The 11,852-nt window shown below is 34.0% G+C and carries 11 protein-coding genes; 4 read left to right on the forward strand and 7 right to left on the reverse strand.

What is annotated here, in order from left to right; genetic code table 11:
• Positions 1-122 precede the first annotated feature (122 nt).
• Positions 123-1,067 (forward strand): glycerophosphodiester phosphodiesterase, encoded by a 945-nt coding sequence (locus tag AC0L0O_RS07005; protein WP_001226321.1) that lies wholly within the window; start codon positions 123-125, stop codon positions 1,065-1,067.
• A 49-nt stretch (positions 1,068-1,116) separates the two neighbouring features.
• On the opposite strand, the gene AC0L0O_RS07010 is transcribed toward AC0L0O_RS07005, so the two are convergent.
• The 3 genes from AC0L0O_RS07010 to AC0L0O_RS07020 form a co-directional block, all read right to left on the reverse strand.
• Positions 1,117-1,794, reverse strand: coding sequence for a YdcF family protein (locus AC0L0O_RS07010; RefSeq protein ID WP_000236547.1), 678 nt, complete (start codon positions 1,792-1,794; stop codon positions 1,117-1,119).
• 93 nt (positions 1,795-1,887) lie between these two features.
• The gene (locus tag AC0L0O_RS07015; protein WP_000544596.1) at positions 1,888-2,397 is read right to left on the reverse strand and encodes a DUF3916 domain-containing protein; all 510 of its coding nucleotides are present in this window, start codon (positions 2,395-2,397) and stop codon (positions 1,888-1,890) included.
• On the reverse strand, positions 2,390-3,241 hold the full coding sequence (locus AC0L0O_RS07020) for a LysR family transcriptional regulator (protein WP_000351706.1): 852 nt from the start codon (positions 3,239-3,241) through the stop codon (positions 2,390-2,392). The genes AC0L0O_RS07015 and AC0L0O_RS07020 overlap by 8 nt, the downstream gene beginning before the upstream one ends.
• 85 nt (positions 3,242-3,326) lie before the next feature.
• Here AC0L0O_RS07020 and AC0L0O_RS07025 point away from each other — a divergent pair, with 85 nt between their 5' ends.
• A complete protein-coding gene (locus tag AC0L0O_RS07025; protein ID WP_003157243.1) occupies positions 3,327-4,571 on the forward strand; it encodes an MFS transporter in 1,245 nt (414 codons plus the stop codon).
• 99 nt (positions 4,572-4,670) lie between these two features.
• Here AC0L0O_RS07025 and AC0L0O_RS07030 read toward each other — a convergent pair whose 3' ends face one another.
• Positions 4,671-4,901, reverse strand: a complete 231-nt coding sequence (locus AC0L0O_RS07030; RefSeq protein ID WP_000798801.1) for a hypothetical protein — start codon at positions 4,899-4,901, stop codon at positions 4,671-4,673.
• A 256-nt stretch (positions 4,902-5,157) separates the two neighbouring features.
• On the opposite strand from AC0L0O_RS07030, the gene AC0L0O_RS07035 reads away from it, so the two are divergent.
• Complete coding sequence (locus AC0L0O_RS07035; RefSeq protein ID WP_000915211.1) at positions 5,158-6,291, forward strand: serine hydrolase domain-containing protein; 1,134 nt, start codon at positions 5,158-5,160, stop codon at positions 6,289-6,291.
• A 35-nt stretch (positions 6,292-6,326) separates the two neighbouring features.
• On the opposite strand, the gene pepF is transcribed toward AC0L0O_RS07035, so the two are convergent.
• Positions 6,327-8,114: an oligoendopeptidase F gene (gene pepF, locus AC0L0O_RS07040; RefSeq protein ID WP_000137568.1), complete on the reverse strand. Its 1,788-nt coding sequence runs from the start codon at positions 8,112-8,114 to the stop codon at positions 6,327-6,329.
• Between the two features lie 116 nt (positions 8,115-8,230).
• Entirely contained in the window at positions 8,231-9,022 is a 792-nt protein-coding gene (locus AC0L0O_RS07045; protein ID WP_428889294.1) for an arylamine N-acetyltransferase family protein, read from the reverse strand.
• 215 nt (positions 9,023-9,237) lie between these two features.
• Here AC0L0O_RS07045 and amyS point away from each other — a divergent pair, with 215 nt between their 5' ends.
• The gene (gene amyS / locus AC0L0O_RS07050) at positions 9,238-10,779 is read left to right on the forward strand and encodes an alpha-amylase (RefSeq protein ID WP_473785683.1); all 1,542 of its coding nucleotides are present in this window, start codon (positions 9,238-9,240) and stop codon (positions 10,777-10,779) included.
• A 94-nt stretch (positions 10,780-10,873) separates the two neighbouring features.
• On the opposite strand, the gene AC0L0O_RS07055 is transcribed toward amyS, so the two are convergent.
• A complete protein-coding gene (locus tag AC0L0O_RS07055) occupies positions 10,874-11,671 on the reverse strand; it encodes an exosporium leader peptide-containing protein (RefSeq protein ID WP_473785684.1) in 798 nt (265 codons plus the stop codon).
• Positions 11,672-11,852 lie beyond the last annotated feature (181 nt).

Here is an 11,852-nt window from a genome sequence, read left to right on the forward strand (position 1 = left end):
GAAAGTATATTTGTAAGACTGAAATTTTAATATAAGCTTATAAAAATAATGAAAGTATATCTTCTATTTCGTGTAAATCTCATTAACTTGTTGAAATTTACAACGTAGGAAGGGTTAAAAGGATGAGAAAAATTATTAGCGTATTAGTTATTTTCTTTATGACGGGAAGTATTTTTGCTGGGGGAGCTGTTCATGCGAAAGCAGAAGGAAAGCATGAGTGGAATAAGAATAAGTTTTTAAATATTGCACATCGCGGAGCAAGTGGACATGCACCTGAGCATACTTTTGCTTCTTATGATTTAGTGAAAAAAATGAAAGCGGATTATTTGGAGTTAGATATTCAATTAACTAAGGATGGCCAATTAATTGCAATGCATGATACAGCAGTTGATCGTACGACAAATGGAACAGGCGAAGTACGAGATAAAACGTTAAGCGAAATAAAGAGTTTAGATGCAGGATCGTGGTTCAATAAAGCGTATCCAGAAAAGGCTAAGCAAGAGTATGTTGGTCAAAAAGTTCCGACTCTTGAAGAAATTTTCCAAAAGTACGGAAGAAGCATGAAGTATTACATTGAAACAAAATCACCAGATGTGTATCCAGGAATGGAAGAGAAATTATTAGCTTTATTAGAAAAATATAATTTAATAGGTCAAAACATGTCTTCTAGCCGTGTGATGATTCAATCATTTAGTAAAGATAGTTTAAAAAAGATTCATAGTATAAATAAAAATATTCCGTTAGTTCAATTGCTTTGGTATTATCCAAATGAAAACAATGAGATTGTTGAATGGTCTGGCATTACACATGAGCCGAAACGTGTAACGAATGATGATTTTCAAGAAATTAAAAAGTATGCAGTCGGTATTGGACCAAACTTACGTAATGATAACGGAGATTTAATTATCAATGAGTCATATATGAAAATGGCTAGGCAAAATGGTCTGTTAATTCATCCTTATACAATTAATGAGAAACCAGATATGAGATTGTTAATGAAATGGGGCGCTACAGGAATGTTTACAAATTATCCGGATCGATTACATACTGTGTTAAAAGAAAAATAAGTGAGATAGCATAAAAGGTATACCGGTGTTTTAGGTATACCTTTTTCTATTATGCTAGATTATAGTAATAGGAAACATATTCTTCTAGACCATGAACCTCTTTTTCAGGTGGCTCAATACCACCTTTTCTACCGTAGCAAACATTTCTCAAGTATTCTCCAAAAATCATAGAGCGGCTTTTCTCATTTTCCATCCAATTATATCTATTCATTATAAACTCACCATCGAAACTTGTATCAAATGTATATGGGATACAAGTAATAGTTTTAGGTAAATGTTTTTTTAAGACTCTATATTGCCGACCAGCGCCTAAGCTTTTGCATACAAATAGTAGCCGATTAACCTTTGTGAAATCAAAAATCTTTTTCGCTTCCATTACATTAGCGATAGAATGGAGGGAGTTTGTCTCGAACATGATAGCATCTTTTGGTACGCCATGTTCCATTAATTTATTTACAATTACTTCTGCTTCTGACAAATCTCCGTAATTCCAGCTCGGATGTTTCATGCCATGTAAACTAGTACCACCTGTAACGATAATTTGATTTCCTAAACCTTGTCGATAAGCTTCTAGAGGAGCTTGCCAATTGCCGGGGTGAGAACCGCCGAAAACGAAAATGACATCACATTTTTGTGGTGTTATTTCTTTTAGAAAAGTGATTTCTGTAATTTGATCGATTTGTTTTTTCGTAAGAGTAGGGACATCAGGATATTTAGGTATTACCATTTGAAAACCTCCCATATAATAAAATGACAGATTCATTATATAGCGATTTTGATAAGTGGAAAAAGGGAAGCTTTTCATTTGAAAGTACCCCTTTTAAGATAACTCTCCAATAAACCAAATCTCTTTTTCATCGATTGTATCCTCATCATAAATGACTTCTTGAAAGCGCAACATTTGAGGAGTAGGACAAATTGAAATTCCCCATGTTTCCCAAAAATCAATTTCATTCGAAAGAAGAATCCATTTTTGAAATTCATTATTTCTATTGAAAAAGTTATGAAAGTAGTCATCGTTTTTGAATACGATAATTTGCGATCTCCATAGATTCTCTATAGAAATTAAAGCAACAACTCGATATGTATGTGTATCACTCGGTTTTATTTTTATTAAATGATTTACTCGATCTATTAAGGTTTGTATACATAATCGTTTTACTTTTCTAGGTGTTTTATGGGACTCGATAAAATCTTGCGAAACGGGTAAAGGCATATACCAATATTCATCGTTATAGAAAGTAGAAGGGAACATTTTTGTATGTTCCTCAATTCGTTTTATCATAGCGTTTGTTTTTCGTTTCATCCCACGTATTTTCTTTTCATGCATTGTGAGTTACCTCCATAAATTTTTGTAATGCAGCTGAGCGAAATATATCGTTTCTAGTAATGAAAGTAGTAGGAACTTTATTGAAGCTATTTGGTAAAGGATTGAATGATACGTCATGTTCATGCCCCTTTAAAATTGATTTCATCATAATCGCTACGCCCATACTTGATTTTACACATGCAAGTATCGCTTCAATTGTTCCGAACTCTAATACTCGTTTAGGCGAGATGTCTTCTTCTTGAAGCCAGTCTTCTAATAAACTTCTATAATAGCAACCGTGACTAAAGGCAAGTAAATTCATATCTTCTATGTCTTTAAGAGAGGATAAAGTTTTTTTACTAATGAGAACTAATTCTTCTTCATGAAATACATTTGAATGAAGTTCATTATGCTGAGTAGAGCCAGCTATAAACGCTCCGTCTAGTTTTCGATCTAATACAAGCTTAATTAGTTGTTCGGTCGTATTTGTTTCTAAAATCAATTCGACTTCTGGGTACTTCTCATAGTAGGTCGTTAATATAGAGGGGAGCCTTACTGCAGTTGTAGATTCTGTACATCCAATTTTCAAAGTACCTTTTGGCTCAGTTCCATTACTTTGAACCGCTTTTATAGATTGATCCATTAAGTGGATAATTTGTTTGGCGTACGTTAATAAAATTTCACCGTTAGAAGTTAAAGTTACACCTTTTCCGTTTCGGTAAAATAAGGGCACGCCTAATTCATTTTCTAGTTGTTTCATACGCATTGTTACGCCTGATTGTACATAATTCAAATTTTTCGCTGCGTGAGAAATATTATTTTCCTTCGCGACTTCGTAAAATACAGTTAAATCTTTTATGTCCACGTATCATCCCTCCAAAAAGATATCAATTTTTTTGATGGATTATATGATGAATCTTTATTTTATATGATATCAGAACTTTCATACAATGGAAGAGGATGGAGGGATTATTGTGTTAATGGAAGAAAGGATGAACAGTACTTATAAGTGGGTGATGTTAATTGTTGCGACGATTGCTCAAACAACAGCGACACTTATAACATATGGTGTCGGGGTTTTCGCTTTATTTTGGAAAGAAGAATATGCGCTTACGAATATGGAGAGTGGATTGTTAGTAAGTGTTGTAAATGTTGGACCGTTATTTTGTATGCTTTTTATCGGTCGGCTACTTGATCAATATAATGAAAAAATATTAATTTCTATCAGTTCATTTTTACTAGGGAGTTCGCTTTTACTGACTAATATAGTAAGTGGATTTAATGGGTTATTATTTGTACTTTTATTAATAGGAATGTTTTATAGTGTTTCCCAGCCAGGAGGAAGTAAAGTGATTTTAAAATGGTTCCCAAAAGAAAATCGGGGATTAGCGATGGGAATAAGGCAAGCTGGTATACCGATTGGTGGCGCGTTAGCGGGAGTGTTAATCCCGTTTCTTACAGTACAATATAATATGACTTACGCGATCAATAGTATCGCATGCATTTGTATAATTGGAGGAGTATTATTTTTTGTGTTTTATAAAGAGCCATATGTTCAGGAGGAAGCGAGGAAAGGACATATTAAAATTTCCTTTTGGATGGAGCTAAAAGTAGTGATATGTAAAAAAGAGTTGTATCCAATTTATATAACGGGTATTTGCATGATTTCATTACAAATGGTGTTAGTTGGACACTTCATGAAATTTTTAGCGGGGGAACAATCGATTACATCTATTGTAGCCGGAACAGTATTTTCAGTTATGTTCTTTTCTGGAATGATTGGTCGTGTTGCATTAGCAGCTATTAGTGATGTGTTTTATAAGGGGAATCGGCGTATACCTTTATTTATAGCTGTCTGCGCTTCTATCGGCTTGATTTTATTGTTAGTAATGAGTATACATACAATAACGAGCGGAGTCTTGTATAGTGTAAGTGCATTGTTAGGATTCTTTTCAATTGGATGGTTTAGTCTTTTTATAGCCGAAGTTGCTGAATTGGCAAGTGAAGAATCTGTAGGAATAACAGTGAGTGTAGCACTTACATTAAATCAAATTGCTATTATTGTTGCACCTGTTTTATTTGGTTATATTGTGGATGAGAAAGGGTATGCGTATGCGTGGTTATGTATAGTAGTATTGTTAAGTATCTCGGCAGTCAGTTTATATAGAAGAAACAAAAAAATAAAAGAAAGTTAGCAATGTAAATTTTTTATGAAGAAAGTCTAAAGAAATGCCGAATGAGTGACATTTCTTTTTTTATATGTTGTATAATCAAAATATAAATGAGATTCGTTTTCATTGACGCTCATTGCCTCTTTTGAAATTACCTGTAACTTTAGCCATAATGAGTTGTTTTTCTGTATCGTTATGTGCATGATTTATTTTGTTTAAAAATTTTTCAGCAGCAGTTCCTTTTAATATCATAATTTGTTTTCCGTAATATTCAATTAAAACTATGTTATTTTTTGTTACCCTGTAATGAAACATCATATCATCTAAACGATTGCGTTTATCAGTATTTTTCATGTTTATAACTCCTTTTTGATAATGTGTAACAAATGTTACATAAGATGTTGAAATTATAGTAGGGTGCATCCGATTGTATGGTGGAAATTTTGCAAGAAAGAAATACAATAGAGAGTAGCCGAAAACTGAATATGAGAAAAAGGAATCTAGTTCATTTAGGTGAATAATAGGTAGTATTATAAAAAAATGAAAATTAATAGATATAGAATAGAATGGATGCGCGTTAAGTGAAACTAGATAAAAGAGGGTTCCTATTATGTTAAAGAAATGGTTAATCGTTTTCTTTATTTTTGCTGTTTTTTCTGGAAGTGTCGTTGCACTCATACATGCAAGTAAAGGTAAGAAATATGATATAAAGGCATTTTCTAATTTGAATAATAAGCAAAAGCACGATATGCAAGAAGTTGATGCCAATGAGAAAAAGCACTATGAAGTTGTAGCTGGAAAACTAGATCAATATTTAAAAGATAAAGGATTTAATGGTAGTGTTCTTGTAGCTAGTAAAGACCATGTGATTTTACGAAAAGGTTATGGGTATGCAAATATGAAAGATAAAGTATTCACAACGCCAAGAACGAAATATCGCATTGGTTCTATTACGAAAACAGTTGTTGCAATATCTATTATGCAACTAAAAGAAAAAGGAAAATTAAATATTGAAGACAATGTAAATAAGTATATTCCATCGTTTCCGGCAGATAAAAATATTACGTTACGAAATTTATTAACGCACACATCAGGGTTACCAGATCAAGGAAAAGGTAGGGTGGATGCGGCGTCACGTTTAAAGTTAGTAACCTGGATTGGTTCGCAAGCGTTACAATTTCCTGCAGGGACAGGATGGAAATATACAGACTATAATTATATGGTGCTTGCGTATATTGTAGAAAAAATTACGAATAAACCGCTCGCTGAATACGTGAAAGAAAATATTTTCACTCCTGTTGAAATGCATGAATCTGGAATGGGGGCAACTCTCCCAGAAGATATTTTTTTAGCAGAAGGTTATACGAGAAAAGATAATGAATTAATAGCTGCACCCCGCTTAAAAATGAACTGGTTGTATGGATGTGGTGAAATGTATACGACTGTTGAAGATATGAAAAGGCTAGATGAGGCTATTATGAATGGAAAACTGTTATCTAAACAAAGTGTATTAGATATGTTTACTGCATCACCTGCAAGAAAATATGGATTTAGTTTCTATACGTATCCAGATTATTATCATAACCACGGGGTATTAGCAGGCTGGAATACTTTTAATAATTTTAACTGGGATAAAAAAACATTCGTCATATTGTTCTCTAACGTTCAAAATGGTATGAATGATACATTTAATCAAGAGTTTAGGAAAATGGCGAATGATTTAATAGAAGGAAACGGAGCATGAAAGAGAAAGAGCCTCTAGCGAGAGGCTCTTCTTTTTTATAAAGTTGAAAACTCTTCAACAAGTTCACTAAAACGATTTAATGCACTTTCAATCGGTTCTGGCGTAGTTAAATCAACGCCAGCTTTTTTCAGTAGATTTAATGGATAATCTGAACTTCCACCTTTAAGGAATTCGAGATAGTTTTTCTGTGCATTTGGATCGCCGCTTAATAATTTATCAGCAATTTGGATTGCAGAAGCGAATCCAGTTGCGTATTTGTATACGTAAAATGGACGGTAGAAATGCGGTATTCTAGCCCATCCGTATTTTACTTCTTCGTCAAATACGAGAGAGTCGCCATTATACTCTCTGAACAAGTTTTCATAAACTTCGCTAAAGACTTGGGCATTTAATGGTTTACCTTGCTGTGCCATTTCATGCGTGATTTTTTCAAATTCAGCGAACATGATTTGTGTAAAGAAAGTGCCTTTAAATTTCTCAATGAAATGGTTTACTAAATGGTTACGTACGTTAGCATCTTTTGCTTCTTTTAATAAATGATGAATTAATAGCACTTCATTTACTGTAGAAGCGACCTCTGCGACAAAGATAGTATAGTGTGCAGAAATTCTTGGTTGGTATCCGTGTGAGTAGTGCGTATGCATACCGTGCCCACATTCGTGAGTAAGAGTGAAAAGGCTATTTAAATCATCATGATGATTTAAAAGAATGAAAGGATGAACGCCGTATACACCAAAGTTATAAGCACCGGAACGTTTTCCTGGCGTTTCTCTTACGTCAATATAACGTTTATCTTTAAAGCTTTTTAATGTTTCAATATATTCTTCACCTAAAGGAGCTAGTGATTCAATCATGATGTCAAACGCGTTATCATATGGAATGTCTTGTTTTACACCTTGTACTAAATCGACACTTAAGTCATATTGTCTTAGTTCATCGACATTTAATTTCTCTTTTCGAAGTTTATTATATGTATGTAAAGATTGAATGTTTTTTTTCGTCGTTTCAATTAAATTTTCATATACTTCTTTCGGAACCATGTCACCAAATAATGATTTTTCTAGGGCTGATGGATATTTTCTTAGCTTAGAAACAGTAACATTATTTTTAATAGCAGCAGATAAAGTAGAAGCGATAGAATTTTTCAATTGAACGTATGGCTTGTAATAAGCTTTATAGGCTTCTTTACGTTTTTCGCGGCTCTCATCTTCTATTAACTTTGCATACATTCCTCGTGTTAAAGTAACTTTTTCTCCATCATTACTAGTCACTTCACCAAATAGTATATCTGCATTATTTAACATGCCATATGTATGCTGAGGAGAGGAAAGTGCTTCGCCCATTTGTGATAAAATTTCTTCTTGGTCCTTATTCAATACGTGTTTTTTATAACGATATAATTCAAATAAGTCTTCTTTATAATATTGTAAGCCTTCTGCTTCTTCTATGTAAGTGTGTAATGTGTTTTCATCTACGCTAAGTAAGAATGGAGAAAAGAAAGATTTAGCCGCACTTACTTTCACGTGCAATTGTGACACTTTATCAACAAGAGATTGGGCGTCAGTATCGCGCGTATCAAGATCAGATTGTAATCGTGCATAAGCGAACATTAAAGATATTATGCTAGAAATTTCTTCACTCTTTGTTAAATAGGCTAATAAACTATTGCCATCGTGAATATTTCCATTAAACTCGTGTAATTCATTCGTTAATACTTCAATTTTATGAAAATCACTTTCCCAATCTTCAATGGTATCGTAAATATCCGTTAAATTCCACTTTTCTTTATCAGCTACTTGTAGTCGATCTTTAAGTTCTGTCATAATCATTTCCTTTCTAAATATGTAGTTATATTTCTATATAACTATGAAATACAACAAATTGCAAAAAATCCCTGCTGAAAATTAAAAAGCCTTGCTAACAGGCAAGGCTAAAAAAATTATAATGTAATTCCGAATTTTGAATGTAAAAGCTTTTTATATTGCACATCTGTAACTTTTTCTTTCGTTTTTTTACCGTTTTTCGCTATTGTCAGACTATCCTTCGTTAAAGAGGCATGCCCATCTTCAGTTAGTTTTACAATAAGAGGTACTTTGTTAAATGGTGAGCCATCGTGTTCAACAATAATTTTTTGTGCTGCATTTGCTTTTTTTTCATCCACTTCTTCTATATAAAATGCATAGCCTAACGTCCAATCATCAGTAGAAGATTGATCCAAAAACTCATCGTTTTTACGCATCTCTAACATGTAGTTTCCTTTTTCGGTCATTTCTTTACGAATACGATAATCTCCTGTAACGGATTGAACGACTTCACCTGAGAAAGGAACAGGTGCAAGCGGTAAGTATGATCCGAATCCAACTTCAATTAAATAAAGCTCATTATGATGTTTTAAAATGGTTGCGATATGTCCGGAATCAACGGCCCATATGGAGTTTGTGGCGTTATATACTGTTCCTGAAACGAGATAAACATCGAATCCAGCATCTTTAAGGAAATAATACATAGTGGGATTGAGTTCATAACAAAGACCACCACGATTGTTTACTAAAATTTTTTCTTTTAGATTTTCTTTTGATATTTCCTTAAAATTCTTTTCGAGAACATTTAAGTTTTCAAATGGGACAGTTTGTGCCATTGCGTACATAATGTTAGGTAAATCTTCAAATGAAACTTTTTGTTTTTCTTCTATATTTAATCTTGCAAAAAATTGTTTTTGAAAGTCGGTCATAGAAATCCCTCCGTTATGCTTTTATAGATAAATTGTAAACAATCTTGAATGGGATGTGAAATGAAAACTCCGTTGAAGTATTGTTTAAATATTTGAAGTTAGACTAAAAAATAATATGGGAGAATGAGAGATTGCTACTTTACTAATTGTAGAACGAATATTATAATAATTTCAACAAAATATGCAAACGTTTTCTTAGAAGGGGTGGTTTAAATATGTTCAAAAAAATAACAATAGTCGGCTTGTCGGTTGTTTTGTTTTTACCTAGTATATATGGGGAGAGTAAAGTGTATGCAGATACGATTAACAATGGAACGTTAATGCAGTATTTTGAGTGGTATGCTCCAGGTGATGGGAATCATTGGAATCGTTTGCGCACTGATGCTGAAAATTTAGCGCAAAAAGGAATTACATCTGTTTGGATACCTCCTGCGTATAAAGGAACTACGCAAAATGATGTAGGATATGGAGCATATGATTTATATGATTTGGGTGAATTCAATCAAAAGGGAACAGTGCGGACGAAATATGGGACGAAAGCACAATTGAAATCTGCAATTGAAGCTTTACATAAGCAAAACATCGATGTATACGGCGATGTAGTTATGAATCATAAAGGTGGAGCAGATTATACTGAAACTGTAACAGCTGTTGAGGTAGACCGTAACAATCGAAATGTTGAGGTATCAGGTGATTATGAAATTAGTGCATGGACAGGGTTTAACTTTCCTGGACGTGGAGATAATTATTCTAATTTCAAATGGAAATGGTATCATTTTGACGGAACGGATTGGGATGAAGGAAGGAAATTAAATCGAATTTATAAATTTAGGGGTATAGGTAAAGCATGGGACTGGGAAGTGTCTAGTGAGAATGGAAATTATGATTATTTGATGTATGCAGACCTTGATTTTGATCATCCAGATGTTGCGAATGAGATGAAAAATTGGGGGACGTGGTATGCGAATGAATTAAATTTAGATGGCTTTCGTTTAGATGCTGTTAAACATATTGATCATGAATATTTACGCGATTGGGTAAATCATGTTAGGCAGCAAACGGGGAAAGAAATGTTTACGGTGGCTGAATATTGGCAAAATGATATCCAAACTTTAAATAATTATTTAGCGAAAGTCAATTATAATCAATCTGTATTTGATGCACCACTGCATTACAATTTTCATTATGCTTCAAAAGGAAATGGGAATTATGATATGAGAAATATTTTAAATGGAACAGTAATGCAAAATCATCCTGCACTCGCAGTTACTCTTGTTGAGAATCATGATTCTCAGCCTGGTCAGTCATTGGAATCTGTAGTAAGTCCGTGGTTTAAACCGTTGGCATATGCATTTATTTTAACTCGTGCAGAGGGATATCCTTCACTTTTTTATGGTGATTACTATGGGACAAGCGGAAATAGTAGTTATGAAATTCCAGCGTTAAAAGATAAAATTGATCCGATTTTGACAGCACGAAAAAACTTTGCATATGGTACGCAGCGTGATTATTTAGACCATCCAGATGTGATTGGATGGACAAGAGAAGGTGATAGTGTACATGCTAATTCTGGTTTAGCAACATTAATCTCTGATGGACCGGGAGGATCAAAGTGGATGGATGTTGGAAAGAATAATGCAGGGGAAGTATGGCATGATATGACGGGTAATCAAACAAATACTGTAACAATTAATAAGGATGGATGGGGGCAATTCCATGTAAGTGGAGGATCAGTTTCCATATATGTTCAGCAGTGAATTGTTAATAGAAAAGAAGAGGTAGACTGAAATATAAGTTTTCCTCTTCTTTTTATATTGTTATCATTCCTAAATCGTTATTTTAATAAATGAACTAGTCGACTTTTGAGACAACAAGGGATGCGTTGGAATAAATAATGTCACCCGTGGCTTCTCTTATTCGTACTCGAAGAACATCTCCTTGGTTTAAAGATAATAGATCAGTTCTGGCGGATGTAGCTCTTACCCCAGGACCACCACCAATTAGTGATTCAATTGCGAATTGAATTGAATCGTTTATTGTAAGATTTAATATACTAGACGAAATAGCTTGTATCACAAATACGATTGAAAACGATACTGAGTATACACCAGTAGTATTAATTATAATGGAGTTGTCTACTGGATTTAGAGTAGTTCCACTAACAGGTCCTGGAAGGGTAAAATTAATATTTGTATTAACTATTACTGAAAAACCAATACCTACGTCAGTAGTTATTGTTCCAAATACGGGAAGAATCCCTAAACCGGTTGCTCCAGTGGGACCAGTAATGCCAATTCCGGTAGGTCCTGTAACTCCAGTAGGACCAGTAATGCCAATTCCGGTAGGTCCTGTAACTCCAGTGGGACCAGTAATGCCAATTCCGGTAGGTCCTGTAACTCCAGTAGGACCAGTAATTTCAATTCCGGTAGGTCCTGTAACTCCAGTGGGACCAGTAATGCCAATTCCGGTAGGTCCTGTAACCCCAGTAGGACCAGTAATGCCAATTCCAGTAAAACCTGTCGCACCGGTAGGTCCTGTGATTCCAGTAGGTCCGTTCGGAAATGTAAATGGTGGAATTGGTGGTAGTGTGGGGCCAATTAAATTTGGTTCGAGAGCAGTTCCGTGTAAAATAATATATTTTTCGCTCATGTAGTAACCTCCTATGATTGCTTGTCATAATTATTAAATGTAGTAGGGAGAGTAAATGACATTCACAATAGCGGAGGCACTTATTTAATTTGAAATGAAAGTTGGATATAATTCAACTGCATGCTGTGATATTGAAGTGTATAGATATGTATTAATTAAGTATGGTACCTTTACTTCTTAT

The organism is Bacillus sp. GS3m_15504 (assembly GCF_055825275.1).

Bases quoted from the DNA above. Each gene is read 5' to 3' on its own strand.
- AC0L0O_RS07055 (WP_473785684.1), bottom strand. From the start codon at position 11,671: ATGAGCGAAAAATATATTATTTTACACGGAACTGCTCTCGAACCAAAT.
- AC0L0O_RS07005 (WP_001226321.1), top strand. From the start codon at position 123: ATGAGAAAAATTATTAGCGTATTAGTTATTTTCTTTATGACGGGAAGT.
- AC0L0O_RS07045 (WP_428889294.1), bottom strand. From the start codon at position 9,022: ATGACCGACTTTCAAAAACAATTTTTTGCAAGATTAAATATAGAAGAA.
- AC0L0O_RS07010 (WP_000236547.1), bottom strand. From the start codon at position 1,794: ATGGTAATACCTAAATATCCTGATGTCCCTACTCTTACGAAAAAACAA.
- amyS (WP_473785683.1), top strand. From the start codon at position 9,238: ATGTTCAAAAAAATAACAATAGTCGGCTTGTCGGTTGTTTTGTTTTTA.
- AC0L0O_RS07035 (WP_000915211.1), top strand. From the start codon at position 5,158: ATGTTAAAGAAATGGTTAATCGTTTTCTTTATTTTTGCTGTTTTTTCT.
- AC0L0O_RS07015 (WP_000544596.1), bottom strand. From the start codon at position 2,397: ATGCATGAAAAGAAAATACGTGGGATGAAACGAAAAACAAACGCTATG.
- AC0L0O_RS07025 (WP_003157243.1), top strand. From the start codon at position 3,327: ATGGAAGAGGATGGAGGGATTATTGTGTTAATGGAAGAAAGGATGAAC.
- AC0L0O_RS07030 (WP_000798801.1), bottom strand. From the start codon at position 4,901: ATGAAAAATACTGATAAACGCAATCGTTTAGATGATATGATGTTTCAT.
- pepF (WP_000137568.1), bottom strand. From the start codon at position 8,114: ATGACAGAACTTAAAGATCGACTACAAGTAGCTGATAAAGAAAAGTGG.